Raw genomic sequence first — 19,798 nt, 5'->3', positions numbered from 1 at the left:
TCGGGCGGGTCCGGAAGACGTCCGTGGGCCCGTCACACGGGGGCGGGCCCACGGGCCTGCTCGGGGCCGGTTTGGGCCCCGGCGCGTTACCCGTTATCGTAGGGCGGTATGCCTCCATCCAAATGATCCAGACGATCGTGTGACGGTCGTCGCGGAATGCCGCAGGATCATGGTGGATGGGGCTGCTCAACACTCTCACTAGGACCCGGAGAGAGCAATGCCTCCCAAGAAGAAGAAGGTCACGGGGCTGATCAAGCTCCAGATCCAGGCCGGCGCCGCCAACCCGGCCCCGCCTGTCGGCCCCGCGCTGGGCCAGCACGGCGTGAACATCATGGAGTTCTGCAAGGCCTACAACGCCGCGACCGAGTCGCAGCGTGGCTGGGTGATCCCGGTGGAGATCACGGTCTACGAAGACCGCTCCTTCACCTTCATCACCAAGACCCCGCCGGCCGCGAAGATGATCCTCAAGGCCGCGGGCGTGGAGAAGGGCTCCGGCGAGCCGCACAAGACCAAGGTCGCCAAGATCACCGAGGCGCAGGTCCGCGAGATCGCCACCACGAAGATGCCCGACCTCAACGCGAACGACCTGGACGCCGCGTCGAAGATCATCGCCGGCACCGCCCGTTCCATGGGCATCACGGTCGAGGGCTGACCTCACCCCGTTTGACCTGAGTGGCAGGGCCAGCGCTGGCCCGGACCACGAACTCCAAACCTGAACCTCAGGAGTACGAAGTGAAGCGCAGCAAGACTCTCCGCGCTGCGGACGCCAAGATCGACCGGGACAAGCTGTACGCCCCGCTCGAGGCGGTCCGTCTCGCCAAGGAGACCTCCGCGACCAAGTTCGACGGCACCGTCGAGGTCGCCTTCCGTCTGGGTGTCGACCCGCGCAAGGCCGACCAGATGGTCCGTGGCACCGTGAACCTCCCGCACGGCACCGGTAAGACCGCCCGGGTCCTGGTCTTCGCGACCGGTGACCGTGCTGCGGCCGCGGAAGCCGCCGGGGCCGACATCGTCGGCGCCGACGAGCTGATCGACGAGGTCTCCAAGGGCCGTCTGGACTTCGACGCCGTCGTCGCCACCCCGGACCTCATGGGCAAGGTCGGCCGCCTCGGCCGCGTGCTCGGTCCGCGTGGTCTGATGCCGAACCCGAAGACCGGCACCGTGACCCCCGATGTCGTGAAGGCTGTCAACGACATCAAGGGCGGCAAGATCGAGTTCCGCGTCGACAAGCACTCGAACCTGCACTTCATCATCGGCAAGGTGTCCTTCGACGACACCAAGCTGGTGGAGAACTACGCCGCGGCCCTGGAGGAAGTCCTCCGTCTGAAGCCGTCGGCCGCGAAGGGCCGGTACATCAAGAAGGCCGCCATCACCACCACGATGGGCCCCGGCATTCCGCTGGACTCCAACCGCACCCGCAACCTCCTCGTCGAGGAGGACCCGGCCGCCGTCTGAAACTGACGGCAGCCGCGCGTCCGGCGCGTAAACGACGGGTCCCGCAACCATTCGTGGTGCGGGACCCGTCCCCGTTGTACGGGTAGACGCTTACACGGGTAGACGCCGGGGGAGCGGGCTCGCCCCGTACGTGAACGAGCTTTCTCCGCAAGTGACTTCGCCGTACGTGATTTCGGCTACGTACGCAGGACGCCGGGGGGCGGGCCGCGCTAGCGTGCCGGTTCTCCATGGACGCAAGGGGTGGGACGACATGAACGGCACGACAGCGCGCCGCGTGGCGCTGGCGATCGCGGCCGCGACGGCGCTGACCGGCATCACCGCCTGTGGCTCGTCGGGCGGCTCGGACGACGACTCCAAGGGCTCCTCGGGCAAGGGCGGGGGCGGCGGCCTCAGCGTCAGCCCCATAGCCGCCCTGCGCACCATCGAGAAGTCCACCGACAAGGCGGACTCGGCCAAGGTGGAGTCCGAGACCACCATGGGCTCCGTGATGTCCATGAAGGCCAGCGGCGCCCTCGGCTGGGAGGACGGCCTCACCGGCACCATGACGATCACCTACACCGGCGGCCAGCTGGCGGAGACGATGCGCCAGACGGGCAGCACCTCCATGGAGGCCCGCTACCTGCCCGACGCGTACTACGCCAAGATGGGCGACCAGTTCGCCGCGCAGGCCGGCGGCAAGCACTGGGTGAAGTACGCGTACGGAGACCTGGAACGGATCGGCGGCGGCTCGGGCGCGTACATGAAGGACGCGATGCAGAACAGCACGCCGCACCAGTCGGTGAAGATGCTGCTCGCCTCCGGTGACGTGAAGAAGGTCGGCGAGGAGACGGTCCGCGGCGTGAACACCACGCACTACTCGGGCACCGTCGACGTCGCCGCGCTCGCGGAGAAGACCTCCGGGCTCAGCAAGTCCCAACTCACCGACATGAAGCGGCAGCTGGAGCAGGCGGGCATCACCACCGAGACCGTCGACATCTGGGTCAACGACGAGAACCTGCTGGTCAAGAAGGTCGAGAAGGGCCAGATGAAGACCGGCGAGCTGTCCGCGACGGCGTACTACAGCGACTACGGCACCGAGGTCTCCGCCGAGGAGCCGCCCGCGTCCGACACCGCCGACTTCAAGGACCTGATGAACCGCCAGCCCGCCACCTGATCTCGGTCCTGTAGCGGCCCGATCTCGGTCTGACCTCGGGAGATATCCCGGAGACCCCCCGCGTGTCCGTCAGGTAACCTCAGCCCACCGCAATATGTGGATCAAATGTTCCTAGGGGTGGGGTAATGATCATTTCCGTACGTAAGGGTCGTAAGAGAGCGGCGAGCGCCGCCGTGGCGGCCCTGCTGCTCGCCGGTGGTGCGGTGGGCTGCGGCACGGACAAGAAGTCGGACAGCGCGGGGGGTGACCTCTCGCCGGCCGCGGCCGTGAAGAAGGCCGCGAAGAACGGCGAGCGGCTCAAGTCCTTCAGCTTCCGCATGAAGGGCCAGGTGCCCGGGGACGGCCGCGTGCGGGCCGAGGCGTCGATGACGGCGAAGCCGCTCGCCATGCGGATGAAGATGACCTCGCTCGACCAGCCGGGCCAGAAGGCCGAGATCCGGCTCGTCGACGGCGGTCTGTACCTCGGCAGCGGCAAGCCCACCGCCGAGACGGACGGCAAGAGCTGGATGAAGTTCGACGCCAAGGCTATGGAGAAGCAGGGCGCGGGCGAGCCCGGGGGATCCTCCATGTCCAGCCAGGCCGAGAAGAACCCGGCCGAGGAGGCCGCCTTCCTGACCGGCTCCAAGGACGTGAAGAAGGTCGGCGAGGAGACCGTCGACGGCGTCGAGACCACCCACTACGCGGGCACGGTCACCCTGGACGAACTGCGCGCGGACCTGAAGGACGAGGACCCGGAGAAGCGCAAGAGCCGCACGAAGAACATCGAGAAGTTCGCGGACATGGGCATCGAGAAGCTCTCGATGGACATGTGGATCGACGGCGACGACCGCACGAAGCAGTTCCGCACCCAGGGCAAGGGTGACAAGGGCAAGTTCGACATGACGATCACGTTCTTCGACGTGAACAAGCCGGTGCGGGTCACGGCGCCGCCGAAGGGCCAGGTCATGGATCTCGCCGAGATGATGAAGGACACGGGCGCCAAGCGCTGACCCGATTTGCTTGACGCGGCCCGGTTCGCGTAGCCTTCCGGAGAAGCCAAAGACCGCTGGTCGTTGTCGTGTGCTCGTAAGAGTGTGCGGCGGCCGAAGGATCCGCTGAACTGCGGACGACCCGCGCAGGTGACCGAGGAAGTGCTCCTGGACACGTTCGTGTCCGGTCGAGCTCACGCCCCGTGCGCCTGCGCCGGGGCGTTTCGTTTTGTGCAGAGCCCCTTCCTTGTGCCTGATTCAGGCGGTCCGGCGACACGGCTGATCGAGAAGGGTCAGTCGAGGATCATCACCCCGGAAGGAGGCCGAGGCTCATGGCGACGTCCGACAAGGTCGCAGCCGTCGAGGAGATCACGCAGAAGCTGCGCGACTCCAACGCTGCTGTTGTGACTTCTTACACCGGACTGAGCGTGGCGCAGCTCAAGCAGCTCCGCCGTTCTCTCGGCGACAACGCTCAGTACCGTGTGGTGAAGAACACGCTGACCAAGATCGCGGCCAACGAGGCCGGGATTCAGCTGGACGAGCACCTCAAGGGCTCGACGGCTGTCGCCTTCGTGACCGGTGACCCGGTCGAGGCGGCGAAGGGTCTGCGTGACTTCGCCAAGGAGAACCCCGCCCTTGTCATCAAGGGTGGCGTTCTGGACGGCAAGGCGCTGTCCGCCGACGACATCAAGAAGCTTGCGGACCTCGAGTCCCGCGAGGTTCTGCTCTCCAAGCTGGCCGGTGCCTTCAAGGGCAAGCAGTCTCAGGCTGCCTCTGTCTTCCAGGCGCTGCCGTCGAAGCTCGTCCGCACCGTGGACGCGCTCCGTGCCAAGCAGGACGAGCAGGGCGGTGCCGAGTAACTCGGCTCGCACATTGACCGCTGCCTGACGGCGACGGTCACAGCGGGCCAGACGTACGCCCGCCACACCAGTACATCCGGCACCTGCCGAATTAGTGGAAGGACCGCCATCATGGCGAAGCTCACCCAGGACGAGCTGCTCGAGCAGTTCGAAGGCATGACCCTCATCGAGCTCTCCGAGTTCGTGAAGGCCTTCGAGGAGAAGTTCGACGTCACCGCCGCCGCTGCCGCGCCGGTCGTCGTCGCCGGTGGTGCCGCTGGTGGCGCCGCTGCCGCCGCCGAGGAGGAGAAGGACGAGTTCGACGTCATCCTCACCGGTGCGGGCGACAAGAAGATCCAGGTCATCAAGGTCGTGCGTGAGCTGACCTCCCTGGGTCTGAAGGAGGCCAAGGACCTCGTCGACGGCACCCCGAAGCCGGTCCTCGAGAAGGTCGCCAAGGACGCTGCGGAGAAGGCCGCCGAGGCCCTCAAGGGCGCCGGCGCCTCCGTCGAGGTCAAGTAACACCTCACGGGGTCGTACGCGACTCCTCGAGCCTCGTGGTCCTGTGAGGGACCACACGGCTCCCGCGCTGTAACGCGCAGACACTGAAGGGCGATCACCCAGTTGGGTGGTCGCCCTTCGGCATTCCCGTGACGGCTGCCTTGCACTGTCGGCACCGGCGAGTATGGTGATCTTCGTTGTGCCTCCGGACGACCCCCGAAGGTTCCCGAATCGGAGCCTGTCAGGGCTGGGGGGCCTTGACGAACCGCACGCAGCGCGCAATTCTCAGGACGCGTCGTCACAACGATCCGCATCCGAGGCATGGATCGGCGGCGAAGAGGGCAGTATCGATGTGCGTTGAGGACGTGGCTTGCCGCAGGTGTTGAGAACACAAAGGGTCTTCAGAAACCCGCACTGGACATCAGTGGGCCAGGTGGCTACACTGACCCTTTGCGCTGCCTGTTAGCTGCCTCCTGCCCGTCACCAGGGGCATGCCCATCCCTGAGCATCGTGGGTTGTAACCGTCCTGACCTGGCCTTTTAGCCACTTCAAGACCGTCTCTCCCCCGTGCCAAGGCTGGGACCGGTACGCGCGTAGTGAGTCCGAGCCCTCGGAAGGACCCCCTCTTGGCCGCCTCGCGCACTGCCTCGACCGCGAATACGAACAACGGCGCCAGCACCGCCCCGCTGCGCATCTCCTTTGCAAAGATCAAGGAGCCCCTCGAGGTTCCGAACCTTCTTGCGCTGCAAACCGAGAGCTTCGACTGGCTGCTCGGCAACGACGCGTGGAAGGCTCGTGTCGAGGCGGCTCTGGAGTCCGGACAGGACGTCCCCACCAAGTCCGGTCTGGAGGAGATCTTCGAGGAGATCTCCCCGATCGAGGACTTCTCCGGGTCGATGTCCCTGACGTTCCGGGACCACCGTTTCGAGCCCCCGAAGAACTCCATCGACGAGTGCAAGGAGCGCGACTTCACGTTCGCCGCCCCGCTCTTCGTCACCGCTGAGTTCACCAACAACGAGACCGGCGAGATCAAGTCCCAGACGGTCTTCATGGGCGACTTCCCGCTCATGACGAACAAGGGCACCTTCGTCATCAACGGCACCGAGCGTGTCGTGGTGTCGCAGCTCGTCCGTTCGCCCGGTGTCTACTTCGACTCCTCCATCGACAAGACGTCCGACAAGGACATCTTCTCCGTCAAGATCATCCCGTCCCGGGGTGCCTGGCTGGAGATGGAGATCGACAAGCGCGACATGGTCGGCGTGCGCATCGACCGCAAGCGCAAGCAGTCGGTCACCGTGCTGCTCAAGGCCCTCGGCTGGACGACCGAGCAGATCCTCGAGGAGTTCGGCGAGTACGAGTCCATGCGCGCCACCCTGGAGAAGGACCACACCCAGGGCCAGGACGACGCGCTGCTCGACATCTACCGCAAGCTCCGTCCGGGCGAGCCGCCGACCCGCGAGGCCGCGCAGACGCTGCTCGAGAACCTGTACTTCAACCCGAAGCGCTACGACCTCGCGAAGGTCGGCCGCTACAAGGTGAACAAGAAGCTGGGCGCGGACGCCCCGCTCGACGCCGGTGTGCTGACGGTCGAGGACATCCTCGCCTCGATCAAGTACCTGGTGAAGCTGCACGCCGGTGAGACCGAGACCGTGGGCGACAGCGGTGCGTCGATCGTCGTCGAGACCGACGACATCGACCACTTCGGCAACCGCCGCATCCGCAACGTCGGCGAGCTGATCCAGAACCAGGTCCGTACGGGTCTCGCCCGTATGGAGCGCGTCGTGCGCGAGCGCATGACCACCCAGGACGTCGAGGCGATCACGCCGCAGACCCTGATCAACATCCGGCCGGTCGTCGCCTCCATCAAGGAGTTCTTCGGCACCAGCCAGCTGTCGCAGTTCATGGACCAGAACAACCCGCTGTCGGGCATCACCCACAAGCGGCGTCTGAACTCGCTCGGCCCGGGTGGTCTCTCCCGTGAGCGGGCGGGCTTCGAGGTCCGTGACGTGCACCCCTCGCACTACGGCCGCATGTGCCCGATCGAGACGCCCGAAGGCCCGAACATCGGTCTGATCGGTTCGCTCGCCTCGTACGGCCGCATCAACCCGTTCGGCTTCATCGAGACGCCTTACCGCAAGGTCGTCGAGGGCCAGGTCACCGACGACGTCGACTACCTGACCGCTGACGAAGAGGACCGATTCGTCATCGCGCAGGCCAACGCGCCGCTGACCGACGAGCTCCGGTTCGCCGAGGCCCGCGTCCTGGTCCGCCGCCGCGGCGGCGAGGTCGACTACGTCGCGCCGACGGACGTGGACTACATGGACGTCTCGCCGCGCCAGATGGTGTCGGTCGCGACCGCGATGATCCCCTTCCTCGAGCACGACGACGCCAACCGCGCGCTCATGGGCGCGAACATGATGCGCCAGGCCGTGCCGCTGATCACCGCCGAGGCCCCCCTCGTCGGTACCGGCATGGAGTACCGCTGCGCCGTCGACGCCGGTGACGTCATCAAGGCCGAGAAGGCGGGTGTGGTCCAGGAGGTCTCCGCGGACTACATCACCGTCACGAACGACGACGGCACGTACACCACGTACCGCGTCGCCAAGTTCTCCCGCTCGAACCAGGGCACCTCGGTGAACCAGAAGGTCATCGTCGAGGAAGGCGCGCGCGTCATCGAGGGCCAGGTCCTCGCCGACGGCCCCGCCACCCAGGAAGGCGAGATGGCCCTGGGCAAGAACCTGCTCGTGGCCTTCATGCCGTGGGAGGGCCACAACTACGAGGACGCGATCATCCTGTCGCAGCGCCTCGTGCAGGACGACGTCCTCTCCTCGATCCACATCGAGGAGCACGAGGTCGACGCCCGTGACACCAAGCTGGGCCCCGAGGAGATCACCCGGGACATCCCGAACGTCTCCGAGGAGGTCCTCGCCGACCTCGACGAGCGCGGCATCATCCGCATCGGTGCCGAGGTCGTCGCCGGCGACATCCTCGTCGGCAAGGTCACGCCCAAGGGTGAGACCGAGCTGACGCCGGAGGAGCGCCTGCTCCGCGCGATCTTCGGCGAGAAGGCCCGCGAGGTCCGTGACACCTCCCTGAAGGTGCCGCACGGTGAGATCGGCAAGGTCATCGGCGTCCGCGTCTTCGACCGCGAAGAGGGCGACGAGCTCCCCCCGGGCGTGAACCAGCTGGTCCGCGTCTACGTGGCCCAGAAGCGCAAGATCACCGACGGTGACAAGCTCGCCGGCCGTCACGGCAACAAGGGTGTTATCTCGAAGATCCTTCCGATCGAGGACATGCCGTTCCTCGAGGACGGAACTCCGGTCGACATCATCCTGAACCCGCTGGGTGTGCCGTCCCGAATGAACCCGGGACAGGTCCTGGAGATCCACCTCGGCTGGCTCGCCAGCCGCGGCTGGGACGTCTCCGGGCTCGCCGACGAGTGGGCGGAGCGCCTGCAGGCGATCGGCGCCGACTCGGTCGCCCCGGGCACCAACGTCGCCACGCCGGTGTTCGACGGCGCCCGCGAGGACGAGCTGGCCGGTCTGCTCGAGCACACGATTCCGAACCGCGACGGCGAGCGCATGGTGCTCCCGTCCGGCAAGGCGCCGCTGTTCGACGGCCGCTCCGGCGAGCCGTTCCCGGAGCCGATCTCGGTCGGCTACATGTACATCCTCAAGCTGCACCACCTGGTCGACGACAAGCTGCACGCTCGCTCGACCGGTCCGTACTCCATGATCACCCAGCAGCCGTTGGGTGGTAAGGCTCAGTTCGGTGGCCAGCGCTTCGGTGAGATGGAGGTGTGGGCGCTGGAGGCTTACGGCGCCGCGTACGCCCTCCAGGAGCTGCTGACGATCAAGTCCGACGACGTCACCGGCCGCGTGAAGGTCTACGAGGCCATCGTCAAGGGCGAGAACATCCCCGAGCCCGGCATTCCTGAGTCCTTCAAGGTGCTCATCAAGGAAATGCAGTCCCTGTGCCTCAACGTGGAGGTGCTGTCCTCGGACGGCATGTCCATCGAGATGCGCGACACGGACGAGGACGTCTTCCGCGCCGCGGAGGAGCTCGGTATCGACCTGTCCCGGCGCGAGCCGAGCAGCGTCGAAGAGGTCTGACGGGTCCCCCGCCGCCCCGGACTCCGGGGTGGCGGGCCCCCGGACCCCCACAGACCATTGATTGAGACACGACCCTGAGAGGGATTGACGCATAGTGCTCGACGTCAACTTCTTCGACGAGCTCCGGATCGGCCTGGCTACCGCGGACGACATCCGTCAGTGGAGCCACGGCGAGGTCAAGAAGCCCGAGACCATCAACTACCGCACCCTCAAGCCCGAAAAGGACGGACTCTTCTGCGAGAAGATCTTCGGTCCGACCCGGGACTGGGAGTGCTACTGCGGCAAGTACAAGCGCGTCCGCTTCAAGGGCATCATCTGCGAGCGCTGCGGCGTCGAGGTCACTCGCGCCAAGGTGCGTCGTGAGCGGATGGGCCACATTGAGCTGGCCGCGCCCGTCACGCACATCTGGTACTTCAAGGGTGTCCCGTCCCGTCTGGGCTACCTGCTCGACCTCGCGCCGAAGGACCTCGAGAAGGTCATCTACTTCGCCGCGTACATGATCACGTTCGTGGACGAGGAGCGCCGCACGCGCGATCTGCCCTCCCTGGAGGCGCACGTCTCCGTGGAGCGCCAGCAGATCGAGAACCGCCGCGACGCCGACCTCGAGGGCCGCGCCAAGAAGCTCGAGACCGACCTGGCCGAGCTCGAGGCCGAGGGCGCCAAGGCCGACGTGCGCCGCAAGGTGCGCGAGGGTGCCGAGCGCGAGATGAAGCAGCTGCGCGACCGCGCGCAGCGCGAGATCGACCGTCTGGACGAGGTCTGGTCGCGCTTCAAGAACCTCAAGGTCCAGGACCTCGAGGGCGACGAGCTGCTCTACCGCGAGCTGCGTGACCGCTTCGGCACGTACTTCGACGGCTCGATGGGTGCCGCGGCGCTGCAGAAGCGCCTGGAGTCCTTCGACCTCGACGAGGAGGCCGAGCGCCTCCGCGAGATCATCCGCACCGGCAAGGGCCAGAAGAAGACCCGTGCGCTCAAGCGCCTCAAGGTCGTCTCCGCGTTCCTGCAGACCTCGAACAGCCCCAAGGGCATGGTTCTGGACTGCGTGCCGGTCATCCCGCCGGACCTGCGTCCGATGGTGCAGCTGGACGGTGGCCGCTTCGCGACCTCCGACCTGAACGACCTGTACCGCCGCGTGATCAACCGCAACAACCGCCTGAAGCGCCTTCTCGACCTCGGTGCGCCCGAGATCATCGTGAACAACGAGAAGCGCATGCTCCAGGAGGCCGTGGACGCCCTCTTCGACAACGGTCGTCGTGGTCGCCCGGTCACCGGTCCCGGCAACCGCCCGCTGAAGTCCCTGAGCGACATGCTCAAGGGCAAGCAGGGTCGATTCCGTCAGAACCTTCTCGGCAAGCGCGTGGACTACTCCGCGCGTTCCGTGATCGTCGTCGGTCCGCAGCTGAAGCTGCACCAGTGCGGTCTGCCCAAGGCCATGGCCCTGGAGCTCTTCAAGCCGTTCGTGATGAAGCGCCTGGTCGACCTGAACCACGCGCAGAACATCAAGAGCGCCAAGCGGATGGTCGAGCGCGGCCGCACGGTCGTGTACGACGTCCTCGAAGAGGTCATCGCCGAGCACCCGGTCCTCCTGAACCGTGCGCCGACGCTGCACCGCCTCGGCATCCAGGCCTTCGAGCCGCAGCTGGTCGAGGGCAAGGCCATCCAGATCCACCCGCTCGTCTGCACCGCGTTCAACGCGGACTTCGACGGTGACCAGATGGCCGTGCACCTGCCGCTCTCCGCGGAGGCGCAGGCCGAGGCCCGCATCCTGATGCTGTCCTCGAACAACATCCTCAAGCCCGCCGACGGCCGTCCGGTGACGATGCCGACGCAGGACATGGTCCTGGGTCTGTTCTTCCTCACCACCGACGGCGAGCTGCGTGACGTCAAGGGCGAGGGCCGTGCGTTCGGCTCCACCGCCGAGGCGATCATGGCGTTCGACGCCGACGAGCTCGCGCTCCAGTCGGCCGTCGACATCCGCTTCCCGGTGGGCACCATCCCGCCGCGTGGCTGGGTGCCGCCGGTCGCCGAGGAGGGCGAGCAGGAGTACCAGCAGGGCGACAGCTTCCGCCTGCGCACGACCCTGGGCCGCGCGCTCTTCAACGAGCTGCTGCCCGAGGACTACCCGTTCGTCGACTACTCGGTCGGCAAGAAGCAGCTCTCCGAGATCGTCAACGACCTCGCCGAGCGCTACCCCAAGGTCATCGTGGCGGCGACGCTCGACAACCTGAAGGCGGCCGGCTTCTACTGGGCGACCCGTTCCGGCGTCACCGTGGCCATCTCCGACGTCGTGGTCCCCGAGGCCAAGAAGGCGATCGTCGCGGGCTACGAGGCGCAGGACGAGAAGGTCCAGAAGCAGTACGAGCGCGGTCTGATCACCAAGGAAGAGCGCACGCAGGAGCTCATCGCGATCTGGACCAAGGCGACCAACGAGGTCGCCGAGGCGATGAACGCGAACTTCCCCAAGACCAACCCCATCTTCATGATGGTTGACTCGGGTGCCCGAGGAAACATGATGCAGATGCGGCAGATCGCCGGTATGCGTGGTCTGGTGTCGAACGCGAAGAACGAGACCATCCCGCGTCCGATCAAGGCCTCGTTCCGCGAGGGCCTCTCCGTGCTCGAGTACTTCATCTCCACGCACGGTGCCCGTAAGGGTCTGGCGGACACGGCTCTCCGTACCGCCGACTCCGGTTACCTCACCCGTCGTCTGGTCGACGTCTCCCAGGACGTCATCATTCGCGAGGAGGACTGTGGCACCGAGCGCGGTCTGAAGCTGAAGATCGCGGTCCGTGGCGAGGACGGCGTGCTCCGCAAGACGGAGAACGTCGAGACGTCCGTGTACGCCCGCATGCTGGCCGAGGACGTCGTCATCGACGGCAAGGTCATCGCGCCGGCCAACGTCGACCTGGGTGACGTCCTGATCGACGCCCTGGTCGCCAACAGCGTCGAGGAGGTCAAGACCCGCTCGGTCCTGACCTGTGAGTCGGCGGTCGGCACCTGTGCCTTCTGCTACGGCCGCTCGCTCGCCACCGGCAAGCTGGTCGACATCGGTGAGGCGGTCGGCATCATCGCCGCCCAGTCCATCGGTGAGCCCGGTACCCAGCTGACGATGCGTACCTTCCACACCGGTGGTGTGGCCGGTGACGACATCACCCAGGGTCTGCCCCGTGTCGTCGAGCTCTTCGAGGCCCGTACGCCGAAGGGTGTCGCCCCGATCTCCGAGGCCGCGGGCCGCGTCCGCATCGAGGAGACCGAGAAGACCAAGAAGCTCGTCGTCACCCCGGACGACGGCAGCGACGAGACGGCGTTCCCGATCTCGAAGCGTGCCCGTCTCCTGGTGGGCGAGGGCGACCACGTCGAGGTGGGCCAGAAGCTCACCGTGGGTGCCACCAACCCGCACGACGTGCTCCGGATCCTCGGCCAGCGCGCCGTCCAGGTCCACCTGGTCGGCGAGGTCCAGAAGGTCTACAACTCGCAGGGCGTGTCGATCCACGACAAGCACATCGAGATCATCATCCGGCAGATGCTGCGCCGCGTGACGATCATCGAGTCCGGCGACGCGGAGCTGCTGCCGGGCGAGCTCGTCGAGCGTTCGAAGTTCGAGACCGAGAACCGTCGTGTGGTCACCGAGGGCGGTCACCCCGCCTCCGGCCGTCCGCAGCTGATGGGTATCACCAAGGCCTCGCTGGCGACGGAGTCCTGGCTGTCGGCCGCCTCCTTCCAGGAGACGACCCGAGTCCTGACGGATGCGGCGATCAACGCCAAGTCCGACAGCCTCATCGGCCTCAAGGAGAACGTCATCATCGGTAAGCTCATCCCGGCCGGTATGGGTCTGTCCCGCTACCGCAACATCCGGGTCGAGCCGACCGAGGAGGCCAAGGCCGCGATGTACTCGGCCGTCGGCTACGACGACATCGACTACTCGCCGTTCGGCACGGGCTCCGGCCAGGCCGTTCCGCTGGAGGACTACGACTACGGTCCCTACAACCAGTAGTCGCCTCAGTAGCGCGTCACACCGCAGGGCGGTCACCCGATGAGAGTCGGGTGGCCGCCCTGCGGTGCTTTGGCGCATCATGGAGGGCACACGTCGTGTGGGGGAGTGTGCGTCTCGTGACGAATCCGTCGTGGCAGCCGGCGCCGTGGCCGGGACAGCAGGGGCAGCCGTCGATGCTGGCGGGCCACTCCGACCGGGAGCGCGCGGTCGATGTGCTGCGCGCGGGCTTCGCTGAGGGCCGCCTCCAGCAGGAGGAGTACGAGCGCCGCGTGGAGCGGGCCTACCAGGCCCGTACGGTGGGAGAGCTCGCCCTTCTCGTCGCCGATCTGCCGCAGGGCCCGTCGGGCTTCCCGCAGGCCTCGCGCGCGGTGCCCACCTTCATGGCCGCGCCGCCGACGAACGGCAAGGCCACCGCGGCCATGGTCTGTGGAATCGCGACATTTTTCACATTGGGCGCCACGGCCGTGCCCGCGGTGGTGCTCGGCCACGTGGCCCGCGCCGAGATCCGCCGCACCCACGAGAGCGGCGACGGCCAGGCGGTGGCGGGCCTGGCCCTCGGCTGGCTGGCCATCGTGGGCTGGGTACTGCTCCTGCTGCTGGTCACCGCGGCGGCCGGGGGATAGGGCCCGTCCGGCGCTTGAGGACGAGGCCGAAGGCCGATCAGCAGCTCACGCCGCCCGCGGCGCCCGGCGTGTCCGGGGTGCGGGGTATTTGTTTTGACCGCAGCCAATGAGGTAGGTACGCTCAGACCTTGTGCCTGGGGTGTGCCTGGGCTCGCGCGCGTGTCTTCAACCGCATCGTGAGTCCGATTCGGCCACCGCAATCTGCGCCCTTCTCGCCTTTGGCGGGGGTCTGCAGCATTCGACACACCCGACCGCGTGGGTCGGAAACGTTCCAGGTTAGCTTTACTACTCGGCACACAGAAACCGGAGAAGTAGTGCCTACGATCCAGCAGCTGGTCCGGAAGGGCCGGCAGGACAAGGTCGAGAAGAACAAGACGCCCGCACTCGAGGGTTCGCCCCAGCGCCGCGGCGTCTGCACGCGTGTGTTCACGACCACCCCGAAGAAGCCGAACTCGGCCCTCCGTAAGGTCGCGCGTGTGCGTCTGACCTCCGGCATCGAGGTCACGGCCTACATTCCGGGTGAGGGACACAACCTGCAGGAGCACTCCATCGTGCTCGTGCGTGGTGGCCGTGTGAAGGACCTGCCGGGTGTTCGCTACAAGATCATCCGCGGTTCGCTTGACACCCAGGGTGTCAAGAACCGCAAGCAGGCCCGCAGCCGCTACGGCGCCAAGAAGGAGAAGTAAGAATGCCTCGTAAGGGCCCCGCCCCGAAGCGCCCGGTCATCATCGACCCGGTCTACGGCTCTCCTCTGGTGACCTCCCTCATCAACAAGGTGCTGCTGAACGGCAAGCGCTCCACCGCCGAGCGCATTGTGTACGGCGCCATGGAGGGTCTGCGTGAGAAGACCGGCAACGACCCGGTCATCACGCTGAAGCGCGCGCTGGAGAACATCAAGCCGACCCTCGAGGTCAAGTCCCGCCGCGTCGGTGGTGCGACCTACCAGGTGCCGATCGAGGTCAAGCCCGGTCGCGCCAACACGCTGGCCCTGCGCTGGCTGGTGGGCTACTCCCGCGCCCGTCGCGAGAAGACCATGACCGAGCGCCTGCTCAACGAGCTCCTCGACGCCTCCAACGGCCTCGGTGCCGCTGTGAAGAAGCGCGAGGACACCCACAAGATGGCCGAGTCCAACAAGGCCTTCGCGCACTACCGCTGGTAGTCGCTACCCCCATCGAGACCGAGAGAAGACTGAGCCGATATGGCTACCACTTCACTTGACCTGGCCAAGGTGCGCAACATCGGCATCATGGCTCACATCGACGCGGGCAAGACGACGACCACCGAGCGGATCCTGTTCTACACCGGTGTCTCGTACAAGATCGGTGAGGTCCACGACGGTGCCGCCACGATGGACTGGATGGAGCAGGAGCAGGAGCGTGGCATCACGATCACCTCTGCTGCCACCACCTGTCACTGGCCGCTGAACGACGTCGATCACACGATCAACATCATCGACACCCCGGGCCACGTCGACTTCACCGTCGAGGTGGAGCGCTCGCTGCGCGTGCTCGACGGTGCCGTGACGGTGTTCGACGGCGTCGCCGGTGTTGAGCCCCAGTCCGAGACCGTGTGGCGTCAGGCGGACCGCTACGGCGTCCCGCGTATCTGCTTCGTCAACAAGCTCGACCGTACGGGTGCCGAGTTCCACCGCTGCGTCGACATGATCGTCGACCGCCTCGGTGCGACCCCGATCGTCATGCAGCTGCCCATCGGTGCGGAGGCTGACTTCAAGGGTGTCGTCGACCTCGTCACCATGAAGGCCTTCGTCTGGTCCGCCGAGACCAAGATGGGCGAGGCCTACGACATCGTCGACATCCCGGCCACGCACACCGAGGCCGCCGACGAGTGGCGCGGCAAGCTGCTCGAGGCCGTCGCCGAGAACGACGAGCAGATGATGGAGCTGTACCTCGAGGGCCAGGAGCCCACCGAGGAGCAGCTGTACGCGGCGATCCGTCGCATCACCATCGCCTCCGGCAAGGGCGGCGACACCACCGTCACCCCCGTGTTCTGCGGCACCGCGTTCAAGAACAAGGGCGTTCAGCCCCTGCTCGACGCGGTCGTGCGCTACCTCCCCTCCCCCCTGGACGTCGAGGCCATCGAGGGCCACGGCACCAAGGACCCGGAGGAGATCGTCAAGCGCAAGCCGTCCGACGACGAGCCGCTCGCGGCCCTCGCGTTCAAGATCGCGAGCGACCCGCACCTCGGCAAGCTCACCTTCGTCCGGATCTACTCCGGTCGCCTGGACTCCGGCACCGCCGTGCTGAACTCCGTCAAGGGCAAGAAGGAGCGCATCGGCAAGATCTACCGCATGCACGCGAACAAGCGTGAGGAGATCGAGTCGGTGGGCGCCGGTGACATCGTCGCCGTCATGGGTCTGAAGCAGACCACCACGGGCGAGACGCTCTGTGACGACAAGGCCCCGGTCATCCTGGAGTCCATGGACTTCCCGGCGCCGGTCATCCAGGTCGCCATCGAGCCGAAGTCCAAGGGCGACCAGGAGAAGCTGGGTGTCGCCATCCAGCGCCTCTCGGAGGAGGACCCCTCCTTCCAGGTCCACTCGGACGAGGAGACCGGCCAGACCATCATCGGTGGTATGGGCGAGCTTCACCTCGAGGTGCTCGTCGACCGCATGAAGCGCGAGTTCCGCGTCGAGGCGAACGTCGGCAAGCCGCAGGTCGCGTACCGCGAGACGATCCGTCGGGCCGTCGAGCGCGTGGACTACACCCACAAGAAGCAGACCGGTGGTACCGGTCAGTTCGCCAAGGTGCAGATCGCGATCGAGCCCATCGTCGACGGCGATGCCTCGTACGAGTTCGTGAACAAGGTCACCGGTGGCCGCATCCCGCGGGAGTACATCCCGTCGGTGGACGCGGGTGCGCAGGAGGCCATGCAGTTCGGCATCCTGGCGGGCTACGAGATGACGGGCGTCCGCGTCACGCTTCTCGACGGTGCCTACCACGAGGTCGACTCCTCCGAGCTCGCCTTCAAGATCGCCGGTTCGCAGGCCTTCAAGGAGGCCGCGCGGCAGGCCAAGCCCGTGCTGCTCGAGCCGATGATGGCCGTCGAGGTCACCACGCCCGAGGACTACATGGGTGACGTCATCGGCGACATCAACTCCCGCCGTGGCCAGATCCAGGCCATGGAGGAGCGCAGCGGCGCTCGCGTCGTGAAGGGCCTCGTGCCCCTCTCGGAGATGTTCGGCTACGTCGGCGACCTCCGCAGCAAGACGTCGGGTCGCGCAAGCTACTCGATGCAGTTCGACTCCTACGCCGAGGTTCCGCGGAACGTCGCCGAGGAGATCATCGCGAAGGCCAAGGGCGAGTAGCTCACCCGAGCACACGCTTTAGGCTTGACACCGTCGGCCGGGGCAAACCCCGCGACCCGTGAGGAATGCCCCGGCGGTCGGCACCCCAGCAAAGATCACCTGGCGCCGATGAAGTAAGGCGTACAGAACCACTCCACAGGAGGACCCCAGTGGCGAAGGCGAAGTTCGAGCGGACTAAGCCGCACGTCAACATCGGCACCATCGGTCACATTGACCACGGTAAGACGACCCTCACGGCCGCCATTACCAAGGTGCTGCACGACGCGTACCCCGACCTGAACGAGGCCTCGGCCTTTGACCAGATCGACAAGGCTCCCGAGGAGCGCCAGCGCGGTATCACGATCTCCATCGCGCACGTCGAGTACCAGACGGAGACGCGTCACTACGCCCACGTCGACTGCCCCGGTCACGCGGACTACATCAAGAACATGATCACGGGTGCCGCGCAGATGGACGGCGCCATCCTCGTGGTCGCCGCCACCGACGGCCCGATGCCGCAGACCAAGGAGCACGTGCTCCTGGCCCGCCAGGTCGGCGTTCCGTACATCGTCGTCGCCCTGAACAAGGCCGACATGGTGGACGACGAGGAGATCCTGGAGCTCGTCGAGCTCGAGGTCCGTGAGCTCCTCTCCGAGTACGAGTTCCCGGGCGACGACGTCCCGGTCGTCAAGGTCTCGGCGCTCAAGGCGCTCGAGGGCGACGCCGAGTGGGGCAAGTCCGTCCTCGACCTGATGAAGGCCGTCGACGAGGCCATCCCGCAGCCCGAGCGTGACGTCGACAAGCCGTTCCTGATGCCGATCGAGGACGTCTTCACGATCACCGGTCGTGGCACCGTCGTCACCGGTCGTATCGAGCGTGGTGTCCTCAAGGTCAACGAGACCGTCGACATCATCGGCATCAAGACCGAGAAGACCACCACCACGGTCACCGGCATCGAGATGTTCCGCAAGCTGCTCGACGAGGGCCAGGCCGGTGAGAACGTCGGTCTGCTGCTCCGCGGCATCAAGCGCGAGGACGTCGAGCGCGGCCAGGTCATCATCAAGCCGGGCTCGGTCACCCCGCACACCGAGTTCGAGGCGCAGGCGTACATCCTGTCGAAGGACGAGGGTGGCCGTCACACCCCGTTCTTCAACAACTACCGCCCGCAGTTCTACTTCCGTACGACGGACGTGACCGGCGTCGTGACCCTCCCCGAGGGCACCGAGATGGTCATGCCGGGTGACAACACCGAGATGAAGGTGGAGCTCATCCAGCCCGTCGCCATGGAGGAGGGCCTGAAGTTCGCCATCCGTGAGGGTGGCCGGACCGTCGGCGCCGGCCAGGTCGTCAAGATCACCAAGTAAGTACTCCTTGCTTGCTGATCGGGGAGACCCGGTCGCTCTGAACTGAGCGCAGCGAGAGGCCCCACGCGCCGTTACGGCGGGTGGGGCCTCTTGTCGTGTCCGGGGGAGTCGGGCACGGCCGTGCCGCTTGACAATCGGCTCGATTGGCCTTCGTCGTCCCTGGTGTGGCACACTGTTCAGGTTGCTCGGCTGAGTGCCGATGCTGCGCGCCTCCCGCCGGGAGGACTGAAAGCGAGTCCCACAGTACTCGTCGCCCCATCTGCCGTAAGGCAGCGCTGTGGCGGACGTACGGGAATCTTTCGGGAAGTGCAGCGCGGTGGCTCTGCCAGGCGCCCGGTGGGTTTCTTCCCCCGGACCCGCGGTCATTCAGGGCCGCAGCCCCTAGCAGGGAAATCCTTCGGGAGATCTGTGTGAGCGGGACTGCGACACGCCCGACCGCGTGGGTCGGAGGAAGTAGAAAAGCGGACCTTCCGGGGGCCAGAGCGTTCGAGACAAAGGACTACTAAGTAGCCATGGCGGGACAGAAGATCCGCATCCGGCTCAAGGCCTACGACCACGAGGTCATCGACTCCTCGGCGAAGAAGATCGTCGAGACGGTGACGCGTACTGGTGCGTCGGTCGCGGGCCCGGTGCCGCTGCCCACTGAGAAGAACGTGTACTGCGTCATCAAGTCGCCGCACAAGTACAAGGACTCGCGCGAGCACTTCGAGATGCGCACGCACAAGCGCCTGATCGACATCCTCGACCCGACGCCCAAGACCGTTGACTCGCTGATGCGCCTGGACCTTCCGGCCGGCGTTGACATCGAGATCAAGCTCTGAGAGGCACGGAAGAGATGACCAAGCAGATCAAGGGCATCCTGGGCGAGAAGCTCGGCATGACCCAGGTCTGGGACGAGAACAACCGTGTCGTCCCCGTGACCGTGGTCAAGGCCGGGCCCTGCGTTGTTACCCAGGTCCGTACGAATGACAGCGACGGCTACGAGTCGGTCCAGATCGCCTTCGGCGAGATCGACCCGCGCAAGGTGAACAAGCCCCTCAAGGGCCACTTCGCCAAGGCCGACGTGACCCCCCGTCGCCACCTCGTCGAGATCCGTACTCCGGACGCGTCCGAGTACACCCTCGGCCAGGAGCTGACCGCCGAGACCTTCGAGTCGGGCGTCAAGGTCGACGTGACCGGCAAGAGCAAGGGCAAGGGCTTCGCCGGTGTCATGAAGCGCCACAACTTCGGTGGCCTCGGCTCCAGCCACGGCACCCAGCGCAAGCACCGCTCGCCCGGTTCCATCGGTGGCTGCGCCACCCCGGGCCGTGTGTTCAAGGGCCTCCGCATGGCGGGCCGCATGGGCAACGAGCGGGTCACCACCCAGAACCTGACCGTCCACGCCGTTGACGCGGAGAAGGGTCTGCTGCTCATCAAGGGCGCGGTTCCCGGTCCGAACGGCGGCCTCGTCCTGGTCCGCACTGCGGCCAAGGGGGCCTGAGGTAA

15 protein-coding genes are annotated in these 19,798 nt (G+C 66.4%); all 15 read left to right on the top strand.

Annotation, left to right across the window (positions count from 1 at the left end; all coding sequences use genetic code 11):
- Positions 1–217: 217 nt before the first annotated feature.
- The 15 genes from rplK to rplC all read left to right on the top strand — a co-directional run bounded on the left by rplK (position 218) and on the right by rplC (position 19,793).
- On the top strand, positions 218–652 hold the full coding sequence (gene rplK / locus IG74_RS0134955) for a 50S ribosomal protein L11 (protein ID WP_016645192.1): 435 nt from the start codon (positions 218–220) through the stop codon (positions 650–652).
- 80 nt (positions 653–732) lie between these two features.
- Entirely contained in the window at positions 733–1,455 is a 723-nt protein-coding gene (rplA, locus tag IG74_RS0134950) for a 50S ribosomal protein L1 (RefSeq protein WP_030685507.1), read from the top strand.
- 250 nt (positions 1,456–1,705) lie between these two features.
- Positions 1,706–2,608 (top strand): hypothetical protein, encoded by a 903-nt coding sequence (locus IG74_RS0134945; protein ID WP_030685504.1) that lies wholly within the window; start codon positions 1,706–1,708, stop codon positions 2,606–2,608.
- 125 nt (positions 2,609–2,733) lie between these two features.
- Complete coding sequence (locus tag IG74_RS0134940) at positions 2,734–3,597, top strand: hypothetical protein (RefSeq protein WP_030685502.1); 864 nt, start codon at positions 2,734–2,736, stop codon at positions 3,595–3,597.
- A 311-nt stretch (positions 3,598–3,908) separates the two neighbouring features.
- On the top strand, positions 3,909–4,436 hold the full coding sequence (gene rplJ / locus IG74_RS0134935) for a 50S ribosomal protein L10 (RefSeq protein ID WP_030685499.1): 528 nt from the start codon (positions 3,909–3,911) through the stop codon (positions 4,434–4,436).
- 111 nt (positions 4,437–4,547) lie between these two features.
- Positions 4,548–4,937, top strand: coding sequence for a 50S ribosomal protein L7/L12 (gene rplL / locus IG74_RS0134930; protein ID WP_030685497.1), 390 nt, complete (start codon positions 4,548–4,550; stop codon positions 4,935–4,937).
- A gap of 605 nt (positions 4,938–5,542) precedes the next feature.
- Positions 5,543–9,028, top strand: a complete 3,486-nt coding sequence (gene rpoB / locus IG74_RS0134925; protein WP_030685495.1) for a DNA-directed RNA polymerase subunit beta — start codon at positions 5,543–5,545, stop codon at positions 9,026–9,028.
- A 94-nt stretch (positions 9,029–9,122) separates the two neighbouring features.
- On the top strand, positions 9,123–13,022 hold the full coding sequence (locus tag IG74_RS0134920) for a DNA-directed RNA polymerase subunit beta' (protein WP_030685492.1): 3,900 nt from the start codon (positions 9,123–9,125) through the stop codon (positions 13,020–13,022).
- Between the two features lie 116 nt (positions 13,023–13,138).
- Positions 13,139–13,645 (top strand): DUF1707 and DUF4190 domain-containing protein, encoded by a 507-nt coding sequence (locus IG74_RS0134915; RefSeq protein ID WP_234334548.1) that lies wholly within the window; start codon positions 13,139–13,141, stop codon positions 13,643–13,645.
- A gap of 314 nt (positions 13,646–13,959) precedes the next feature.
- Positions 13,960–14,331, top strand: coding sequence for a 30S ribosomal protein S12 (rpsL, locus tag IG74_RS0134910; RefSeq protein WP_003948652.1), 372 nt, complete (start codon positions 13,960–13,962; stop codon positions 14,329–14,331).
- A gap of 2 nt (positions 14,332–14,333) precedes the next feature.
- The gene (gene rpsG / locus IG74_RS0134905) at positions 14,334–14,804 is read left to right on the top strand and encodes a 30S ribosomal protein S7 (RefSeq protein WP_003974303.1); all 471 of its coding nucleotides are present in this window, start codon (positions 14,334–14,336) and stop codon (positions 14,802–14,804) included.
- Between the two features lie 39 nt (positions 14,805–14,843).
- Entirely contained in the window at positions 14,844–16,970 is a 2,127-nt protein-coding gene (gene fusA, locus IG74_RS0134900) for an elongation factor G (protein ID WP_030685487.1), read from the top strand.
- A 149-nt stretch (positions 16,971–17,119) separates the two neighbouring features.
- Positions 17,120–18,313 carry an elongation factor Tu gene (tuf, locus tag IG74_RS0134895; protein ID WP_030685484.1) on the top strand — a complete coding sequence of 398 codons (1,194 nt, stop codon included), beginning with the start codon at positions 17,120–17,122 and terminating at the stop codon, positions 18,311–18,313.
- Between the two features lie 512 nt (positions 18,314–18,825).
- Positions 18,826–19,134 (top strand): 30S ribosomal protein S10, encoded by a 309-nt coding sequence (gene rpsJ, locus IG74_RS0134890; RefSeq protein WP_003948644.1) that lies wholly within the window; start codon positions 18,826–18,828, stop codon positions 19,132–19,134.
- A gap of 14 nt (positions 19,135–19,148) precedes the next feature.
- Positions 19,149–19,793, top strand: a complete 645-nt coding sequence (gene rplC / locus IG74_RS0134885) for a 50S ribosomal protein L3 (RefSeq protein WP_030685482.1) — start codon at positions 19,149–19,151, stop codon at positions 19,791–19,793.
- Positions 19,794–19,798 lie beyond the last annotated feature (5 nt).

It is taken from the genome of Streptomyces sp. NRRL B-1347, from assembly GCF_000720325.1.
In the GTDB taxonomy this organism is placed as follows: Bacteria; Actinomycetota; Actinomycetes; order Streptomycetales; family Streptomycetaceae; genus Streptomyces.
This window is presented reverse-complemented; position numbering and strand designations above follow the sequence as displayed.

Excerpts from the sequence above, each read along its gene's own strand:
- rplL (WP_030685497.1), top strand. The coding sequence starts at position 4,548 with ATGGCGAAGCTCACCCAGGACGAGCTGCTCGAGCAGTTCGAAGGCATG.
- fusA (WP_030685487.1), top strand. The coding sequence starts at position 14,844 with ATGGCTACCACTTCACTTGACCTGGCCAAGGTGCGCAACATCGGCATC.
- rplJ (WP_030685499.1), top strand. The coding sequence starts at position 3,909 with ATGGCGACGTCCGACAAGGTCGCAGCCGTCGAGGAGATCACGCAGAAG.
- rplK (WP_016645192.1), top strand. The coding sequence starts at position 218 with ATGCCTCCCAAGAAGAAGAAGGTCACGGGGCTGATCAAGCTCCAGATC.
- IG74_RS0134945 (WP_030685504.1), top strand. The coding sequence starts at position 1,706 with ATGAACGGCACGACAGCGCGCCGCGTGGCGCTGGCGATCGCGGCCGCG.
- rpsG (WP_003974303.1), top strand. The coding sequence starts at position 14,334 with ATGCCTCGTAAGGGCCCCGCCCCGAAGCGCCCGGTCATCATCGACCCG.
- IG74_RS0134940 (WP_030685502.1), top strand. The coding sequence starts at position 2,734 with ATGATCATTTCCGTACGTAAGGGTCGTAAGAGAGCGGCGAGCGCCGCC.
- rplC (WP_030685482.1), top strand. The coding sequence starts at position 19,149 with ATGACCAAGCAGATCAAGGGCATCCTGGGCGAGAAGCTCGGCATGACC.
- rpsJ (WP_003948644.1), top strand. The coding sequence starts at position 18,826 with ATGGCGGGACAGAAGATCCGCATCCGGCTCAAGGCCTACGACCACGAG.